The following is a 17,863-nucleotide window of genomic DNA, read 5'->3' as shown; positions in this document are numbered from 1 at the left end:
AATCGACGCGATGTAGACTTTCCGAGTGAGGGGGCGGTCCAGCTCCTCGTGAGACCTTTCCGGAGGAACAGTGCAGCAGCAGAAGTGGCTCATCACCGGCGTCAGCACGGGCCTCGGCCGTGCCTTCGCCCAGGCCGCCGTGGCCGCCGGGCACACCGTCGTTGGAACGGTCCGCTCCGAGGAGGACCTGCGGGCCTTCGAAGGGCTGAAACCCGGGTACGCTCACGGCCGCATCCTGGATGTGACCGACGGCGACGCCGTCTCGAATGTGGTCGCGGAGGTGGAGCAGAGCGTCGGTCCTTTGGATGTCGTCGTCGCCAACGCCGGCTACGGCCTGGAGGGCACCTTCGAGGAAACCCCGCTGACCGAGGTGCGGCGGCAGTTCGAGGTCAACGTGTTCGGGGCAGTGGCCACCCTCCAGGCGGCCCTGCCCCACATGCGCCGACGCCGCCGCGGACACCTGATGGCCGTCACCTCCATGGGAGGGCTCATGGCCGTACCTGGCATGTCCGCCTACTGCGGCAGCAAGTTCGCCCTGGAAGGCATCCTGGAAGCACTGGGCAAGGAGGTCGCACAGTTCGGGATCCACGTGACGGCGATCGAGCCCGGCTCCTTCCGCACCGACTGGGCCGGACGGTCCATGACACGCGCCGCCCAGTCCATCGACGACTACGACGAGCTGTTCGCCCCCATCCGAGAGGCGCGGCAGAAGGCCAGCGGGAACCAGCTGGGCAATCCGGCCAAGGCCGGGGACGCCGTCGTGCACATCACCTCGGTGGACCAGCCGCCGGCCCACCTGGTCCTGGGCTCGGACGCGCTGCGACTGGTCACCGCCGCACGCACGGCCGTGGACGAGGACATCCGCGCATGGGAGCCCCTCTCCCGTACGACTGACTTTACCGAGGGAGCTCAGCTCTGATGCCCGGCCACCACCCCGCACGGAGCCGGCGCGCCACCGAACGCAAGGGCGATGCCCGAGAGCGAGCCATCCTCGACACCTGCGAAGCCCTGCTCGCGCAAAAGGGCTACGACGCCATGGCCGTCGGCGACATCGCCCAGGGCGCCGGCATCACACGCGGCGCCCTGTACTTCTACTTCGGCTCCAAACAAGAAGTGGCCACGGCACTCGTGGCCCGTACCGTAGAGCACCTGTGGGAGCGGTCCCGGGCCACCGCGCAGACCGACGAGCCGCGCCAGGCCATCGCAGCAGCCATGCAGCGCACGGTCGAGCTGTGGGATGAGCACGGCCTGGTCATGCGCACGGCGATCGACCTGTCGTTGACCGTGCCGGAGATCGGCGAGCTGTGGAGCCACACGGCTCACTTGTTCATCACGGCCATCACCGCCGTCCTGGAACGGGCCGGCGTTCAGGCCGGCACCGAACCAGAGCAAGCGTCAGCGATGGCACGCGCCCTGTGCTGGATGATCGAGCGGACCTTCTACCACGCCTCACAGGAATCCCGCGAGGAGTTGCAAAAGGCATCTTCGACCTGCGAACACATCTGGCTGATCAGCGCCGGCCTGATCACCTGATGCATCTGGTGTGGACGATGAGGCGGGAATCCGGACCCCGTGACTCCGAGGCCCACCGTCCAGGCGCGCCGCCAGCGGGAATCCCGCGAGGCACAGCGTCCTCTCCCAGCCCGATCAACGGGAGCTGGCGTCCACAACTCCCGTGTCTGGGCCTTCCGGATCAGGTTGCGAGACCTGGAAAGTCACTCACGGGACAGCCCTTAGTCACCTAATTGAGCCTTCCTCCCTTGCCGACTCGAATGCACCGATAACCGACTGAGCTCGTTGGCGGATCCAGTCTTCCGGTTCGTCTTCGGTGAGTTCACGTATGGGCTCGACGAAATGCCAGTACCCCGTATAGCTGGCTCCCCATAGTGCGGAGTAGCGAATCGCTGGATCTTTGCTAGCCATAGCATCCGTGATGCGGTCGAACACGCCTTCATCGAACTCCGGTGGCGCTGCCAGGCCGAGGCGTAGCACTGATTGCCCGACTGCGCGCATGGCGTCGGCTTCGTCGTATTCCCGGTAGAGCTCTTCTACTGTCCAAGTATTCAGGTACATTGCCGCCGCCAGGGCGAGTGAATCGGCATATTCCTGATCCCCTCCGCTGACGACAATGTATCCGATGCCAGCGGTGGCATCGACTATGTAATGCAGTGCGTATCCACCCAAGTGCCGGTCCCACAAAGGGTGTCCTTCTGTCGCCCAGATGATCTGGCCGTCGACCTGGCTCTCCCGGTCACGATCGTTCTGGTGGACCACCGGCCACCCATTCACTTGCGCATAGTCGTCCACGTCGTCCGCTGTGGTGTCCGGCCGCAGGACGTAGCGGCGCGTTCGGTGCAGGGCAGCCCCTTTGACTCCAGGCTTGTCGGTCCTCATGAGGACATCCTGTCAGGAGCCCGCGCACCGGCGGCAGTTGCCCTTCAACCCCGGCCTCCAAGTACCACGCTGCCAGTTCCTCATCGCTCAGCCGAGGACTGTTCAGTACCCAGGCAGTGCACCGGGCTCAAGGACGTCACTGTCCGCCCCGGCGGCACCGGTCCTGGACTCACCAACACCGCCGGTATTCACCGTCGCCCGCAGTAATCAAACGGGATCCGAAACACTACTGAGCCGGCTTGGGTGTGGTGTCGGCCCGGCGTCAGACGAACAAGCCCGACATCACCGAGTAATAGTCAAATCCTGTGGATCAGCTGAGCCGGGTGCTGCGCGGCTGGACAACTGGTGAGATCCGAAGACTGATCCGTTCGCAGGCGGCAACGGGCTCAGTGTGAACCTCGACAGCAAGGGCCGCGATCGTGGTGTTGGCCGCCCGCGATGAGCAAATTGTGAGCGTGACGCGTCCGCGTCCTGACCACTCTGCGCGGATGCGTTCGATCGACTTTCGACTGGCTCTCCACCCGGCCGTCTGGCTTGAAAGCGGCACCACACGGGTTTCCCGTCACGCTGATCGGCCAACTCGGCTATGCAGGCATTGACTTCGGCCTCCAGGGCGGCGGCAAGCATTCGGCCGGTGCCTTCCCGATCCGCGCTGCTACGCGGGCCTGCTCGATGACCAAAAGTCGATCACTCGGGAAGGTACGCCCTTCGCGTCCGGCCCGAGGCCGATCCGCAGGTCATGAGCATTGCTCGGCCCTCGTACGCAACCGGCTCGAACGCCTTCCGTACCTGCCCGAAACTCTCGACGGCTTCATAGTGGGCACTGGCCTGGCTCTCGACGAGCCAGCGTCACCCTGACGAGCCGAAGTCAGTAAAGAACTTATGGACGCGGGAGACGAACCATTCGGGTTGTGCCAGGTGCGGATAGTGCGTGCGCTTCGGTGCCTGCTCGGCCACGGCGGCGGGAATGCGGTCGGCGAGCCAGGCGGCGTAGTCACCACCGGGGTCCGTGCCATGCAAAGACAGGTACGGGACACCAGGCGGGAGACTCGTGGTCCGTCGAGACCACGACGCCAGGGTGTCAGCGTCCCAATCAAGCAACGGGGTCCAAAAACCGCTGAACACGTCCTGGTCGAGGGTGCGGCGGCGCTCGATGTCGGCCACGAGCGCAGGGTCCAGCTCACCGTACAGCGAGGCGAAAACCGTACGAACGAAGTCCGCGAAGCCCTCTCCCCGCACAGCGATGGCTGTCTCCGCAGGCAGCGGGCCGACCCGCAGCGACTGGTCAACGTTGACCACACCGCGGGTCGGATAACGAGCTGCGTAGGCAGTCGCAATCACCCCACCGAGGGAATGGCCGACGATGAACGGGGGCTGGTCCCCAGTCAGCTCCTCGCCCAGCGACTCGATCAGATCGTGGATGTCCTCCACCGACTCGTCAATCCCGAACGGCGAGGTCCGAGGCGAGTCCCCGTGGCCGCGCAGGTCGACGCGCAGCACGCGGAAGTGCTGCTGCAGGCAGACAGGGGCCCAGAAGCTCCGGTTCTCGGTGATGCCGTGGACTGCCACGAGTAGCGGTCCCGTGCCGTTGAGGTCGTGGGCCAGCAGATTGTGTTCCTGGCTCATGGGATGCTCCTGGAGTTGATCAAAGTGGATCTATATCTTGTTAAGATTTACTCTCACGCAATTGGACTTGAATCTGCTGGCCGTGCTGGACACCCTGCTCGAGGAGGGCAGCGTGATGGGCGCGGCCGAGCGGCTGCACCTGTCCTCGCCCGCGGTCAGCCGCACCCTGGGCCGGCTTCGCGCCGTCACCGGGGACGACATCCTGGTGCGCACCGGCCACTCGATGGTTCCCACCCCGTACGCGGCGTCGGTGCGGGAGGACGTGCACCGGCTGGTCGGGGAAGCGCGCGAAGTGCTCTCGCCGGTCCGTGAGCTGGACCCGGCCGAGCTGGATCGCACCTGGCACCAGCGCTACGATCCCGACCCCGCCACGCCTGGCTCCGTGAGCAGGTCCAAGCCTCGGTCGAGGAGATCACCGCCTGCTGACTACTCCGCCTGCCCCCTTGTCCCGCCTACTGCGCCAGGGGCAGAGCCACGGAACCGGGATAATCACGCACCTCGGCCTCGTCGAGCATCGCCGCGGCGACGGTCTCCCGGCTGACCTTCGCACCGAGGTCGAAGGGCGGCGCGGCCTCCAGGCCGACCGTGCGCCGACGGGGACTTTCCGGCCCGTCGGCGAGCATCCCGGCGTGGAAGACGGTGCCCCCGGCCGCGAGAACGGTGTTGTCGGCCTCGACCTTGTCCGCGAGCCGGTCGCCCAGCGCCTCGGCGAGCACGCCCGCGCCCTCCCCCGCCACTTCGGCAGACTTGCCCGTGCCGTAGGCACCGAGCCAGACGACGCGCCGCGGGCCGGCGGCGACCACGGCCCGGGCGCCGGTCAGGAGAATCCCGGCCCGGTCCGTGCCGAGCGCGGACAGGACTACGGAATCCCCGTCCACGACGGCGGCGATACCGGCCGCGTCGTTCACGTCGCCCGCCACCTTGCGCAGGTTCGGGGAGTCGGGCAGAGCGATCCGCTCGGGATCACGCGCGATGGCGGTCACGGTGTGACCACGTCGCAGCGCCTGTCGGGTGAGGGCGATTCCGGCCTTGCCGGAGGCCGCGAGGACGGTGAGGTTCATGCCGAGAACGCTAGGAAGCTCCTCGCTTAACATCAAGTGCAAATATCTGACTTGATGAGTTACCCAGGCGCAATTGGGTCAGAGGCAATTGGGCCAGACGGAAGGGCGGAGTGCCTGATCCCGGGTGTGCTCGCTTGACCTACTGTCTCCTCGGTCACCCGGCTGCGGTCACCCCGACTGCAACTTCGCGCCTAGGCCGGCGATCCCCCTTTCCGACGCGAAGTGACCCGCTGCCCCGGGCCCTTGAACCCGTCACGCCGGACACCACCGACCTGAATCGAGAGAACCACGTGCCCAGCTATGACGTGAGTGCGCGATCCAATGCGGCGCCCTCGACGATCCAGCGACGGTTGCTGGATATTCCGACCTGGACACGATGGCAGCCTTTCGACTCGGTCGAAGCGATCCCTTCGTCATCCGAAGGACAGGGACCGGCAGAAACCGGCACCGCTTGGGCGCTGCGCAAGGGTCGGATCCAGACCGACATCGAGATCGTGGACGTCGTCCCGGACCGAGGTCTGAGCTACATCGCGCTCCGGCTCGTCGGAATGCGTGAATACCGGGCGGACATCTCCCTCACCCCCCTGCCACGCGAGGGAACCGACATCCGGTGGCGGGCCACGTTCACGCCCACGCTTCCCTTCCTGAGCCGGCTATGGGAGTGGTACCTCAACCGAAGCATGCGCAACGTCGTGGGCGCTCTGGCCCGCCACGCCGAGCTGTAGAGATCTTTGATGGCTGGGGTCACGGCGGTTGGAGCTCGATTCCTCCGCAAGCAGCTCAAAGCCCTTCCCCGGCAGCGGATTCCGCTCCAGAGCCGCATCCGAGAGAGCGGTCACGGCCGTGGCGAGATCCGCCGCATCAAGGTGTGCACCGTGAACAACCTGCTCTTCCCCGGCGCCCGCCAGGCCGTTCAGCTCAAGCGGCGCCGCCTGCACCGCAAGAGCGGCAAGGCCAGCATCAAGACCGTCTACGCGGTCACCAGCCTGAGTGCCGGGCAGGCCACTCCCGCCCAGCTCGCGAACATGATCCGCTCGCACTGGCAGATCAAGGCCTGCACCACGTGCGGGACACGGGCTGGGCCTCGTGGGTCAGGTGCCATCACGCCCGGAGGATCAGTTCCTCGACTACCTTGAGACGCACAACAAGGAATTGCGGTACTCACAGTGCGCCGATCCGTGCTCGGCGCAGCTTGGGCTGGTGCTTCGGGCCCAGCGGGCTGGTGACCTCGTGTCGAGTCGCCCGGTGATGGTGTCCGAGACATGGGCCGACCGTTGCTGGGACACCACGGAGGGCTGCATCCCCCTACAGGAGTGGAAGACCTTCAAGTGGTGAGTGCCGACGGTCCTTCCGGAGCGCCTGACAAAGGGCCACCTCTCGTGCCCACCGGGGGGATTTGCTTCCTCCGACATCGCCCTTCCAAGTTCATTGACTTCCGCTCACCGCCCTAAAGGGAGGTGATTCCTACCACGGTCGTGTGACCGTCTCGGTGGGTTCCTGTTTCATCGCGCTGTGCCGGTAGTTGTACCGGTCTTACCTGCGCTCCACAGGCTGACGCCGCCAGTCCGGCGGCCTTGGCGATGTTGACCGCCGCGTTGATGTCCCGATCCAGGAGGGCTCCGCAGGCCCCGCATTCCCATACGCGGATGTGGAGGGGCTTGGGGCCGTCCTTGACGCCGCACTGCGAGCAGAGCTGGGAGGTCGGCTCGAACCGTCCGATGCGGAGGAAGCCGCGGCCGAACTTCGCGGCCTTGTACTCCAGCATCGCCACGAACGCGGACCATCCCGCGTCGTGGACGGACTTGGCCAGGCGCGTACGGGCGAGCCCCTTCACCGCCAGGTCCTCCACCGCGACCGCTTGGTTCTCGCGGATGATCCGGGTGGAGAGCTGATGGTGGAACTCGCGCCGTGCGTCAGCAACCTGCGCGTGAGCACCAGCGACCTTGATGCGGGCCTTCTCCCTGTTCTTCGAGCCCTTGGCCTTGCGGGACAGGCGGCGCTGTTCCCTCTTGAGTTTCTTCTCGGCCCGGCGCAGGAAGCGGGGGCGTCGATCTTCGTGCCGTCGGACAGGACGGCGAAGTGCCCCAGCCCAAGGTCGATGCCGACAACCCCGTCTGCCTCGGCCGCCGTGACGGGTTCGGTCTCCACGACAAAGCTCGCAAAGTATCTCCCGGCAGCGTCTTTGATCACGGTCACCGTGGACGGCATGGAGGGGAGGTTGCGGGACCACTTGACCCGCACGTCACCGATCTTCGGCAGGGACAGGTCCCCGCCGGCCGTGATCACCTGCGGCGCGGGCGGTCTCACGGGCGCGGAGCGCATCGTTGCAGACCACCCGCGCACACCCGAACGCCCCGGCCAGCGCCGTGCGCTGAGGACCGTTCGGATACAGGCGGAAGCTGTACCTCAACTGCATACCGATCACGCTACTAAATGGGGCTATAGCTGAGTATCAGAACATTCGCACTGACAGACACTGTGCCTTCGTCCTTCACGCACACTTGGTTTTTGTGACGAAGTACCGGCACAAGGTCTTCAAGGAGGCCCACTTGACGCGCATGGAAGAGATCATGCGGGCCGTCTGCGCCGACTTCGAATGCGAGCTGGCCGAGTTCAACGGCGAGAACAACCACGTCCACCTACTCGTGAACTTCCCACCGAAAGTCGCCCTGTCCAAGCTGGTCAACAGCCTCAAGGGCGTCAGCTCCCGCAGACTCCGAAAGGAGTATCCGGAACTGGTCCGGCACTACTGGCGGGCACAGCGGCTGTGGTCCGGCTCCTACTTCGCCGGGTCGGCCGCTGGGGCTCCACTGTCGATCGTGAAGCAGTACATCGAGCAGCAGAACCAACCCGTCTGATCCTCCACCGCGGCCGAGGCCAACAGCGCAGATCCACGCACACAGCGAAGGTCAGAGCAGTTCTCAGAGGGCGGTTCGTGACCCTGTAAGTGGTTCTGTGGTCGCCTGATGGTGTGGGTGTGGACGGAATCCAATGGTCCGCCGCCTGCGGTCTGTTGGGGTGGCGGGGTGAGTGAACGCAAGCCGTATCCGAGTGACTTATCGGACGAGCAGTGGTCGTGGATTGAGCCGGTGATCACCGCGTGGAAGGACCGGCACCGTTCAGTCAGTGGCCATCAGGGCGCCTACGAGTTGCGGGAGATCGTTAACGCGATCCTCTATCAGGGGCGGACCGGCTGCCAGTGGGCCTATCTCCCGCACGATCTTCCCCAGAAGAGTGCGACGTACTACTACTTCGCCACCTGGCGGGACGACGGAACCGACCAGGTCATCCATGAACTCCTGTGCTGCCAGGTCCGCGAGCGGGCCCGTCGGTCAGAGGACCCGACGCTGGTGGTGCTGGACACCCAGAGTGTCCATGCGGCCGCCGGGGTCCCCGCCGCCACGACCGGCCGGGATCCCGCCAAGCGGGTGCCGGGCCGCAAGCGCGGACTGGCCGTGGACGTCCTCGGCCTGGTCATCGCGATCGTCGTCCTCGCCGCGAACACGCACGACAACACCGTGGGCATCATCCTGCTGGACCAGGTCGCCGAGCACGCCGGCGGAAATGTCCGCAAGGCGCTGGTTGACCAGGGCTTCAAGAACCAGGTGGTCCTGCATGGCGCCGGCCTGGGGATCGACGTCGAGATCGTCGAACGCAACCCGCAGGACAAGGGGTTCGTGCCGCAGCCGAAGCGGTGGAGGGTCGAGCAGACGTACGGGATCTTGATACTGCACCGGCGTCTGGTCCGTGACTATGAGCACCGCCCATCGTCGTCCGCCTCTCGCGTCTACTGGGCGATGTCCCACGTCATGATCCGCCGCCTCGCCGGCGCGAACGCTCCTACCTGGCGCGAATCGCAGGCGGTGACCCCATGAACATTGAGACCCTGCTCGACGCGCTGGACGTCCAGGAGAACGCCGCCCGAGCGCAGGCCGACGACCTCCGCGCGCAGATCGGCGAACTGCAGACCCGGCTGCGGGAGGCCGAGACGCACCTTGAGCACCTCGCGATCACTCGGAAGACCGTCACTGGCCTTGCCGACCGACTTCCGGCCGTCCCACCGGACCTGCCCGAGCACCCTGACTACCCTCGCATCCTCGCCGTCTTCAACGAGGCGACCGGATCGCTGCGGGCCAAGGACGTCTGCGAAGCCCTCGACCACAAACTGCTGCCGAAGAACGTTGAAGGCACCCGAGCCAAGTTGAAACGCCTGGTCAAACTCGGCATCCTCACCGAGGTCGACACCGGCAGCTTCGCCAGGAAGCAGTAACCGGCCGAGCCCCGTGGTGGGGATCAGTGGGCTTTGTCAGCCAGCCGATGGGGTAAGGCTGGTGCGGTCGAACGGGCCACCGTGCGCGGCGGCGTACGTGATGGCGTCGTTGACGGCATTGAGGTCGAACGGCCGGACCCGTTCGGGGGCGAGATCCAAAGCGCCCGAGGCGAGGAGCCGGATGATGCCGACATTGGCTGTGCGCGGGTACATCCACTGCCCGCGCACGGTGATCGAGTTGCGCATGATCCATGGGTACGGAAGTGCGAGGTCGTCGCCACCGAGCATGCCGACGCCGCCCATGAGAACGACCCGGCCGTACTCGCGCACGGTCACGGCCGCCGCACGCGAGGCCGAGCTGGGTGCGCTCGGCGGGAGCAGATCGATCACCATGTCGATCGGGCCGTCGGCCGCCGCGGACATCGCCGCGCGGTCGGTGGCCTCGTCCCCGGTCAGCGGGACCGGGCGCAGACGCGGGCCGAACCGGTCGGCGAGGAGGTCGAGCGCGGCCTTGTTGCGGCCGGGGGCGACCACGCGGCCCGCGCCCATCGCGAGCGCGACCGCGACCGCGCTGCTGCCGAGGTTGCCGGTGGCCCCGCTGACGAGCAGGGTCTCGCCGGCCGCGAGCCCGCCTGCCAGCAGCCCGCCGTAGGAGATGGTGTGCACGGTGAGCGCGGCCCAGCGGGCCGGATCCTCCCCGGCCGCGGCGGGCAGCGGAAAGACGTTCTCCGTCGGGACCCGCATGAGCTCGGCGAACGCGCCGTCGTGCAGGTACTCGGCGAGCAGCGCGCCGCCCTCGCCGCGCGCACTCCAGCCCTGGAGCGTGATGTCGGGAGTCAGGGCGTCGTCCCGCGAGCGCACCGTCGAGTCGCACCACACCAGGTCGCCGACCCGCAGCCGGGTGGCGTCCGGGCCGACGTGGAGGATCCGCCCCACTCCACCGACACCGGGCACGACAGGAGGGACAAGGGGGTATTTCCGCTTGCCGCTGAAGACTTCGGCCGCGTAGGGCGCCACGCTGGCGGCGAGGACCTCGACCACCACCTCACCGCCCCCGGCCTCGGGGTCGGGCACCTCCCGCACCGTGAGGGGGGCGCCGAACCGCGTCAGAACTGCTGCTCGCACGTGATGACCTCCGTGTTCGTCCGTGCTCTTGAGATCAACACTAGGAGCGGGACGAGCATGCGGAAAGCGAGAGTTCGGCATCTATGGTATGCGTAACCCGCATGGACATCTCCAGCACGGGACTGCGGGTCCTGCGGCAGATCGCTGAGTCCGGCAGCTTCACCGCGGCAGCTGCCCGCCTCGGCTACACGCAGTCGGCCGTCTCACGCCAGGCCGCCGCTCTCGAACACAGCACCGGCGCCACCCTGTTCGAGCGCCGCCCGGACGGGGTGCGGCTCACTCCCGCCGGCTTGACCCTGCTGCGGCACGCCCACACGGTCCTCGCCTCGCTCGCAGCGGCCGAGCGTGAGCTCACCGGCACCGTCCCGCGGACCGAACTGGTGCGGCTCGGGGTAGTCCTGAGCGCGGGCTCGGCGATCCTGCCCGCCGCACTCGTACACCTCGCGGCGGCCGACCCGCAGATCACGGTCACCACCCGCGAGGGCACCACGCCCTCCCTGATCCGGGCGCTGCGCGCGGGCTCGCTCGACCTCGCCGTACTGACGTCTCGCCCACCCCACCGGCCCTTCGACGGCGACTCGCCGCGCCTGCACCTCGAGGCCGTCGCGGACACCGAACTGGCCGTGGCGGTGCCATCGACCGGAGAGTTCGCCGGACGCACCACGGCGCACGTCGACGAACTGGTCGACGCCGCATGGATCGCCACCCCGTCATCAAGCTCTGAGCCGCTGCTCGGCGTCTGGCCCGGCCTGCCCGGACGGCCGCGCATCATCCACTCCGCGCGCGACTGGCTGACGAAACTCCAGCTGGTCGCCGGCGGCTTCGGCGTGACCACCGTGCCCTCCCGGCTCTCACCGGTGCTGCCGCCCGGGGTGAGCCTGCTGCGCGTCGAGGGCGCACCCCCCGAGATCCGCCGGGTGCTCGTGGCACGCCTCTCCGGCCACCCCACCCCGGCGATCACCGCCGTCACCCAAGCGATCACCTCGACCGCCTGAACCGCCACCAAGGCCGCACACAATCGCGTGTACCCCCTTTCCCCCTCACGAGTGGGGGCACCGCGGTCACCGTCGGCCTGTTCTTCGCGGTACTGGCGATCGGCTTCGCCGTCGTCACGGCCCTGCACGTACTTTTCGCGCCCCGCTGCCGCGAATAACGACCGCCGGCCGCCGGCCTTCCGCGGAGGCAAGCGGGCTCGTTTCCGGTGGACACGCCCAACGTGGCACTGGTCGGGGTTTGGTGTCCGATCCCCACCAAAACCCTCTCAAACCACCCTCTCAGAATCGCTTCATCACCACCGGGCTGAAGCCCGGTGCACTGCGATTAGATCCGGTAGCAGCGCGAAGCCGCGCAGCGCATCGACATCTCGGATACGCCACCCCGTCACGGGCTCTTCATCTCACTCGCGGACGATCGATCACGCCGCACAGCAGCAGGGTGTGCTCCGGGCCACGACGGAGCGCGGGCAGAAAGGGTTCGATCACCTTCCGCTGGAGTGGCTCGAACTGACTCACCCGCACTTCGTACGGACGACTTCCAGCGCACAGCTCAACGGGGAGCCCAACGCGAAGCCGCCTTCAACAACGACAGGGCTCCCTGTCGGCCAGGAGGAGACCCGGCATGACGCCGAACGACACAGAGCGTGCACGAATGCCGGGCGCACGGAACTCAGACACGGCCTTCAACTCGCACACCACCCAGGTACGCGGAGACCAGTACCCCGGCAGCTCAGCGCCGACGTCACACAACAGCCGTGCGGACGAGGGCCACTTGGGCCGCAACGACGACGATCCCGGCAACGGTTCCGACAACGCTCGCCGGGCGTCGGCCAGCACGGCTGATTCGGCCCGTTCGACCAGTGCGACCAGTTCGACCGGCAGCGACGTCGACTCACTTCTCGACTTCTACCTGAGCGAGCCGACCGGCACGCCCCCTCTCTCCTCCGTGGCGCCTCCGGAGGCTTCCGAGGCCGCGCTTCCGAGCCCGTATGCCCAGGGACCCCAACTCGAACGGGGGGACAGCGCCGCGGCACAGACCTGGCGCCCCGTACACGGCTCCACGGTCGGAGCGGCCATCCGGGCCTCGGTCGAGCGGGCACAGGAGTGGTACCGGAACAGCGACAGCCCACGGAAGGTCGACGGAGCCATCACCGGGTTCGCCTACGGGTTCCAGGGGATCGGCAACGCTGCTGGGAACAAGTACCTGGTCGCAGGAGGCATCGGCCTGAACGCCCTGACCGTGGCGCACAACATGGTCAAAATCGAGAACAGAACATACCTGCAATGGGGAGCGGCCTCTGTGGCCGCCGGAGGATATTTCGGCTACGCCTACGGTTCCTCCATCAACAACGAACTGGTCAAGAGCATTGGCCAACTGGCCGTCTCGGCGGCGTCCGCAGCACTCCCCCACCTCGGTGAGCGTCAGCGAGAGCCTCGCCTGCCGAACACCGTTCAAGAGGCGGACCAAGGCCGAGAGCCCCTTCCGCTCCAGCCCCTGGAGCCCGCTGCTCCCACGCCCCCGCACATCCACCCGGCCTACGGCCAGGGAGACCTCGGCCCCTACGCGGGACCCGGGCAGCGGAACGAGCCGGCACACGTCTCCAATTCGAGGGCAGCCGCCGCGAACGCCTACCTGCCCCAGCGCCCGCAGCACGCCCACCTGCCCTCGAGCCCGCCGCACGCCTACCTGCCGCCGACCAGCGGCTCATCACAGCCGTCCCAGGGCAGTCCGCGCCATCGGCCGACGGCGTACACCACCCCGCAGCGCGGCAGGTCCACGTCACCCACACGGTAGAGCCGAACCGAGGATGCGGGAGTCGCAGGAATCAGGAAGCATCCCGGCCGAACCGCCCCGTTCGCTCACGCCAGGCACCGGGAGGCCGGGCCTCATCGCCGACGCCGCTCCCCCGCCCGTGCCGGTCAGGAGCGCGCGGGCCGGAACCGGATCGCGGTGCCACCACCGCCGACGAGTCGCAGTGTCAGCACCGTGGACGACCGCACCACCTCGGTCCGAACGTCGATCGGGAGCGGGTTGTCGTGCCAGTCGGTGTCGGCGGCATCGCGGTAGATCTCGGCGCGGTGCCGACCCGGTCCCAGGAACCGCAGCGGCACCCGCAGTGTCCGGTCGTGCTCGTCGGTGATAGCGCCGAGATACCAGGTGCGGCCCTTCCGGCGGGCGGCGACCGTGTGGTCGCCGATCACACAGTCCAGGAACCGGGTCTCGTCCCAGCTGGCCGGGATGTCCTTCAGGTACGCGAATCCCGGGTGGGAGCGGTAGTTCTCCGGGGTATCGGCCAGCATCTGCAACGGGCTGAAGAACACCGAGTACAGCGCGAGTTGCGCGGCCGAGGTCGTCTGGACCCGGGTACCGAGCCCGGCCGGGTCCCAGGTCACGTTGAGCACGCCCGGGGTGTAGTCGGCCGGCCCACCCATGTACCTGGTGAACGGAAGGGCCGTGGCCTGCTCCGGCGGATTCCCGAGCCGCCCCATGTAGTTGTGCTGTTCCATCCCGGCCACCCCCTCGCCGGTCATCATGTTCGGGTAGGTGCGTGCCAGTCCGGTCGGCTTGATGGCCTCATGCGCGTTGATCATGATTTTGTGGCGGGCCGCAGCATCGATGACCCGCTGGTAGTGGCGCACGGCTTCCTGGTCGTAATGGCTGCGGTTCACCCCGCCCAGCACGAACTTGGTGGCATAGCCGGTCTTGACCGTGTGAATACCGAGTTCGGCGTACCGCGCGAAGATCGTGTCCAGGTGCTGCTCGTAATAGTCGACGAAACCGCGGGTCTCGTTGTGCGCGATGAACCCGATGCCGTTGGCCCGTGCGTAGCGCAGCACCTCGGGCAGGTCGAAATCCGGTTGTGGCGTGAGAAAGTCCTGGCCGGTCCACTCACCGCCGGCGTTGGTGTTCCACCCCTCGGCGAGTACGTTGCTCGCGCCCGCTTCCCTGGCGAAATCGATGTACTGCTTGACGCGTTCGGTCGTCGCCCCGTGTCGCGGCCCCTCGGTCCAGGTCGTGTGCCGCCGTTGCAGTTCCCACCAGACACCGACATACGTGCCGGGCGAGATCCACGACGTGTCGGTGAGTACGCAGGGCTCGTTCAAGTTCTCGGTCAAGTGCGATTCGGCGAGATCACCAGGACGGTCGCCGATGGTCAGCGTGCGCCACGGGGTGGAGAACTCACCCGACAGGCGGGCCTTCGTGCCGTCGGGAAGGCTGATCAGCTCACTGGTGAAGGTACCCGGCCGGCCGGTCTCGGCGGCGAGGGTCATACTCGGATAGTCGATCAGCGCCGCCTCGTGCACCACGATGTGCTGACCGCCCGGTGTGACCAGCGTGAGCGGGGTCTGCGCGGTCTCGACCTGGGACAACTGGACCTGCCGGTAGTGCCGTTCGTCGGCTCTCCAGTCGGTACCCGCCGCCAGCGACCAGCTCGTGGCGTCGGGCGGCAGCGCGAACTCGGTGCGCTCGGCGGTGACCGTGTAGGTGTCGAGCCCGGCCTGCGCCGGCAGGCGATAGCGGAAACCGACGCCGTCGTCGAAGACCCGGACGACCAGATGCAGCTGTATCCCACTCGCCGACTGCACGGTCCGCAGCACGCACTCCCTGGCGTGGTTGCGGACGAGCGCGTCGGAGCCCCACACCGGACGCCATGACTCGTCGATCGTCCTGCGCTCGACGGATTCCACCACCAGACCGCTGGTGAGCGACGGCCGGTCGGCCAGGTCGAGCCCGAGCCCGGAGCGGGCCACCAGGACCCGGCCGCGGCGCGCGACCTCGTACCAGAGGCGCCCGTTCGCCACTCCGGCGGTCACCCGCAGCCGGCGGTTCGGCGAATGGACCGTGACGCGGCGGTGCGTCGCGGCGGGGGCGGAGGGTGTGGCGGGGGCGGGGGCGGCGAGCACCCAGGGGAGCGCGGCGCCGGCGGTGACGCCCAGGACCGTACGGCGGTTCGGCTTGCTGACCACTCTTCACGCTCCATCACGATCGCCGGACACGCGTACGAACGGGGTACATCCTGTCGCCGGTCAAGGCGGCCCGACAACGGCGCCGCAGGCACCTCGTGAGGTCCTTCGGCCCGTGCATCCCCGCGGTGACCACGCCACCTGCTCCGTCGCCACGAGCCGGCGGCAGCGACGGCATGATCACCGTCCAGGAGGCATGAGGGGTCTCCCCCTCCCCCACGACCAACCTGACGAACGGGCGAGCGGAAAGGTGCCGCATCGGCCTTCCAGCCCCTGTCGGGCTCGCGCCACCCAGGTGCTCGGCGAGGAGGCGTTCCACCGCGCGGTAAAGGGCGATCGCGTTGTCCGGGCTGTCAAAGGCGTGGCCTTCGTCTTGTCGGCGGTGTCGGCGGTGTCGGCGGTGTCGGCGGTGTCGGCGGGCGATGTGCCGGCGGTGGACGACATGTACGCCGAGGAGGACGCGTTCGGCGCCCAACCGCAGCGCGGTCAGCTCCTGGAGACCTGTTCGGGCCCGGTGGATGCGCACGGTGCCGTGTCCCGGACCGGAGCGCGGAGGGGCTGAGCGACGGCGCGTCCCTCGGCGCAGGTGTTGAGCCTCGTGGTGATCGCTCGCGGCTGCGGAGCCGTCCGCGACGGCATGGTGAGCACGCCGAGGCAACCGCCGACCAAGGCGATGCCGGCCCATCCCAGCGGGGGCAGCTGTTCACCGACGATCAGCACAGCCAGCACGGCGGCGACGGCGGGCTCCAGCAGCGAGAGCGTGGTCGCGGTACTGGCGGGGATGTGCGCCAGACCCCAGCCGAACAGGACGTAGCCGACGAACATGGGTACCAGAGCCATATAGGCGCCGACGGCCGCGTTCGACCCAGAGCTGAGGAGCGGAGCGCCGGTGGCCAGCAGCACGGGCACAAGCAGCACCCCGCCCAGCCCGAAGACGCTGCCCATCGCCGCGCCGGAGGTGACACCGCGGCTGATCAGCCGGTGTGCCGCCCAGGAATACAGGGCATAGGTGAGCCCCGCCACCAGGCCAAGGCCCACACCGAGCACGGTCGATCTCACCGATCCGGCACCGGAGGCGGAGTGCGCCTGGGCCGTTTCGGCCACGCACAGCAGCACTGTCCCGGACAGACCCAGAGCGGCGCCGAGCATCCAGCGGCGCGTCAGGCGGCGGCCGTCCACGACGCGCTCGACCAGGGCCGAGGCGAGTGGGGCCGAGCCGATGGAAACCACCGTCCCGGCGGCGACTCCGGCCAGGTGCATGGAGGTGTAGAACGCCAGAGGGTAGGTCCCCACCGCCACCCCGCCGAGCAGCACCACACCGCGCTGCGCACGCAGCCCGGGTGCTTCCCGGACGATGCGGGGCGCCGCCGTCAGCGCCTGAAGCAGTCCGCCCAGACCCATGGCGACGGCCCCGATCGCAAGGGGCCCCACCGTCGGGGCGAAGGTCGCGACGGTGCCCGTCGTGCCCCACAGCACCGAAGCAACGAGCACACACAACGACCCCACGCGCACCGAACCGGCCGCATCTTCGACGAGCCGCGTCACAGCCGCTCCAACAGGTCCGCCGCCAACCTCCGGGCATGCTCCAGACGCGCGCCCCCACCCTCCAGGCCTGCGCGCGCCACCGCGCCTTCCAGCAAGAACGCCAGATGCTCCGCGACCGCGCGCGCCTCCTGGGGCCGCCCGGGCAGCAACTCCTCAAGGTGCCCGACGAGCAGGGACTCCACTTCCTCCTTGTGCCGGCGCACCAATGCCCGCCCCTCGTCCCCGGCGGGCAGTTCGGCAGCCGCGTTCAGCAGGCCGCACCCCCGAAAACCGTGCTCATAGGCGAAAGCCGCATGATCGGCGTACGCGTCGAAGACCGCAAGCACACCCCCGTGCCGATCCCGGGCCTCTTCCAGCCGCCGCCGGTACAGCCCCATCCACTCCTCATGCCGCGCATCGAGGTAGGCCATCACCAAGTCGCCCTTGGAGGAGAAGTTGTTGTACAGGCTCATCTTCGCCACGCCCGCCTCGGCAGTGATCGTGTCGATCCCTGTCGCCGACACACCGTCCGCATAAAAGCGGCGCGACGCGGCGGCCAGCAGCCGCTCGCGCGCGGTCCCCCGCCGCCCCCTGGGCGGCGTCGCCGCAGTGCCGGTGTCACTCATCACGTCTCCTTGTCATCTATTAGGTAGGTCAGTCTACCCAATAGCTCGAAAGGCGCCCACGACCCGAGCGCCACGAGGGCGAGGGGGCCCGGAGGAGCCGTGAGCGGCAGCCACGCTCAGCGACGCCGACCGATACCTGGCCATCTCGGTCGACAGTTGACCAGGGCCCTGCCTGGACGGTCGCGGGGCGCCATTCCGGGTGTGAGCAGTTGCGGTATCTGGAGGAGGCCGGCGCCGAGGCGAAGGGTGGAGGACGTCGTTCCCGAGGGCGGGGGA

17 protein-coding genes and 2 pseudogenes are annotated in these 17,863 nt (G+C 68.0%); 11 read left to right on the top strand and 8 right to left on the bottom strand.

Annotated elements, in window-relative coordinates; genetic code table 11:
• The first annotated feature begins 70 nt into the window (after positions 1–70).
• Both OHB04_RS37445 and OHB04_RS37440 read left to right on the top strand, forming a co-directional pair.
• On the top strand, positions 71–919 hold the full coding sequence (locus OHB04_RS37445) for an oxidoreductase (RefSeq protein WP_326692081.1): 849 nt from the start codon (positions 71–73) through the stop codon (positions 917–919).
• Positions 919–1,533, top strand: a complete 615-nt coding sequence (locus OHB04_RS37440) for a TetR/AcrR family transcriptional regulator (RefSeq protein WP_326692080.1) — start codon at positions 919–921, stop codon at positions 1,531–1,533. The genes OHB04_RS37445 and OHB04_RS37440 overlap by 1 nt, the downstream gene beginning before the upstream one ends.
• Before the next feature lie 204 nt (positions 1,534–1,737).
• Here the strand turns inward: OHB04_RS37440 and OHB04_RS37435 are convergent, their stop codons facing one another.
• On the bottom strand, positions 1,738–2,394 hold the full coding sequence (locus OHB04_RS37435; protein ID WP_326809195.1) for a hypothetical protein: 657 nt from the start codon (positions 2,392–2,394) through the stop codon (positions 1,738–1,740).
• 753 nt (positions 2,395–3,147) lie between these two features.
• Between OHB04_RS37435 and OHB04_RS42030 the strand changes: the two are divergent.
• Positions 3,148–3,252 (top strand): annotated as a pseudogene (locus OHB04_RS42030) (transposase); the annotation flags it as partial.
• On the opposite strand, the gene OHB04_RS37430 reads toward OHB04_RS42030, so the two are convergent.
• A complete protein-coding gene (locus OHB04_RS37430) occupies positions 3,244–4,020 on the bottom strand; it encodes an alpha/beta fold hydrolase (protein WP_326692078.1) in 777 nt (258 codons plus the stop codon). The pseudogene OHB04_RS42030 and the gene OHB04_RS37430 sit on opposite strands and share 9 nt — an antisense overlap.
• A 37-nt stretch (positions 4,021–4,057) precedes the next feature.
• Between OHB04_RS37430 and OHB04_RS42025 the strand changes: the two genes are divergently transcribed.
• On the top strand, positions 4,058–4,561 hold the full coding sequence (locus tag OHB04_RS42025; RefSeq protein WP_442815044.1) for a LysR family transcriptional regulator: 504 nt from the start codon (positions 4,058–4,060) through the stop codon (positions 4,559–4,561).
• Here the strand turns inward: OHB04_RS42025 and OHB04_RS37420 are convergent.
• Entirely contained in the window at positions 4,473–5,081 is a 609-nt protein-coding gene (locus OHB04_RS37420; RefSeq protein ID WP_326692077.1) for an NAD(P)-dependent oxidoreductase, read from the bottom strand. The two genes, OHB04_RS42025 and OHB04_RS37420, sit on opposite strands and share 89 nt — an antisense overlap.
• A gap of 290 nt (positions 5,082–5,371) precedes the next feature.
• Here OHB04_RS37420 and OHB04_RS37415 point away from each other — a divergent pair, with 290 nt between their 5' ends.
• Both OHB04_RS37415 and OHB04_RS37410 read left to right on the top strand, forming a co-directional pair.
• Positions 5,372–5,806, top strand: a complete 435-nt coding sequence (locus OHB04_RS37415) for an SRPBCC family protein (protein WP_326692076.1) — start codon at positions 5,372–5,374, stop codon at positions 5,804–5,806.
• Between the two features lie 9 nt (positions 5,807–5,815).
• The gene (locus OHB04_RS37410; RefSeq protein ID WP_326692075.1) at positions 5,816–6,217 is read left to right on the top strand and encodes a hypothetical protein; all 402 of its coding nucleotides are present in this window, start codon (positions 5,816–5,818) and stop codon (positions 6,215–6,217) included.
• A 311-nt stretch (positions 6,218–6,528) separates the two neighbouring features.
• Here OHB04_RS37410 and OHB04_RS37405 read toward each other — a convergent pair.
• A pseudogene (locus OHB04_RS37405) lies at positions 6,529–7,497 on the bottom strand (RNA-guided endonuclease InsQ/TnpB family protein).
• A 25-nt stretch (positions 7,498–7,522) separates the two neighbouring features.
• Here OHB04_RS37405 and tnpA point away from each other — a divergent pair.
• The 3 genes from tnpA to OHB04_RS37390 all read left to right on the top strand — a co-directional run bounded on the left by tnpA (position 7,523) and on the right by OHB04_RS37390 (position 9,351).
• Positions 7,523–7,939: an IS200/IS605 family transposase gene (gene tnpA / locus OHB04_RS37400; protein ID WP_326693087.1), complete on the top strand. Its 417-nt coding sequence runs from the start codon at positions 7,523–7,525 to the stop codon at positions 7,937–7,939.
• A gap of 168 nt (positions 7,940–8,107) precedes the next feature.
• A complete protein-coding gene (locus OHB04_RS37395) occupies positions 8,108–8,956 on the top strand; it encodes an IS5 family transposase (RefSeq protein ID WP_326692074.1) in 849 nt (282 codons plus the stop codon).
• Positions 8,953–9,351 (top strand): hypothetical protein, encoded by a 399-nt coding sequence (locus OHB04_RS37390; RefSeq protein WP_326809194.1) that lies wholly within the window; start codon positions 8,953–8,955, stop codon positions 9,349–9,351. Before OHB04_RS37395 ends, OHB04_RS37390 begins: the two co-directional genes overlap by 4 nt.
• A 36-nt stretch (positions 9,352–9,387) precedes the next feature.
• Here the strand turns inward: OHB04_RS37390 and OHB04_RS37385 are convergent, their stop codons facing one another.
• Entirely contained in the window at positions 9,388–10,476 is a 1,089-nt protein-coding gene (locus OHB04_RS37385; protein ID WP_326809193.1) for a zinc-binding alcohol dehydrogenase family protein, read from the bottom strand.
• A gap of 101 nt (positions 10,477–10,577) precedes the next feature.
• Between OHB04_RS37385 and OHB04_RS37380 the strand changes: the two genes are divergently transcribed.
• Positions 10,578–11,471 (top strand): LysR family transcriptional regulator, encoded by an 894-nt coding sequence (locus tag OHB04_RS37380; protein WP_326692071.1) that lies wholly within the window; start codon positions 10,578–10,580, stop codon positions 11,469–11,471.
• Between the two features lie 622 nt (positions 11,472–12,093).
• The gene (locus tag OHB04_RS37375) at positions 12,094–13,266 is read left to right on the top strand and encodes a hypothetical protein (RefSeq protein WP_326809192.1); all 1,173 of its coding nucleotides are present in this window, start codon (positions 12,094–12,096) and stop codon (positions 13,264–13,266) included.
• Positions 13,267–13,391: 125 nt separating this feature from the next.
• Here the strand turns inward: OHB04_RS37375 and OHB04_RS37370 are convergent, their stop codons facing one another.
• From OHB04_RS37370 to OHB04_RS37360, 3 genes are all read right to left on the bottom strand, one after another.
• A complete protein-coding gene (locus OHB04_RS37370) occupies positions 13,392–15,440 on the bottom strand; it encodes a glycoside hydrolase family 97 protein (protein WP_326692069.1) in 2,049 nt (682 codons plus the stop codon).
• 483 nt (positions 15,441–15,923) lie between these two features.
• Positions 15,924–16,928: a DMT family transporter gene (locus OHB04_RS37365; protein WP_326809191.1), complete on the bottom strand. Its 1,005-nt coding sequence runs from the start codon at positions 16,926–16,928 to the stop codon at positions 15,924–15,926.
• 50 nt (positions 16,929–16,978) lie between these two features.
• Complete coding sequence (locus tag OHB04_RS37360) at positions 16,979–17,587, bottom strand: TetR/AcrR family transcriptional regulator (RefSeq protein WP_326692067.1); 609 nt, start codon at positions 17,585–17,587, stop codon at positions 16,979–16,981.
• Positions 17,588–17,863: the final 276 nt, after the last annotated feature.

The organism is Streptomyces sp. NBC_01775, from assembly GCF_035917675.1.
Classification (GTDB): Bacteria; Actinomycetota; Actinomycetes; order Streptomycetales; family Streptomycetaceae; genus Streptomyces.
This window is presented reverse-complemented; position numbering and strand designations above follow the sequence as displayed.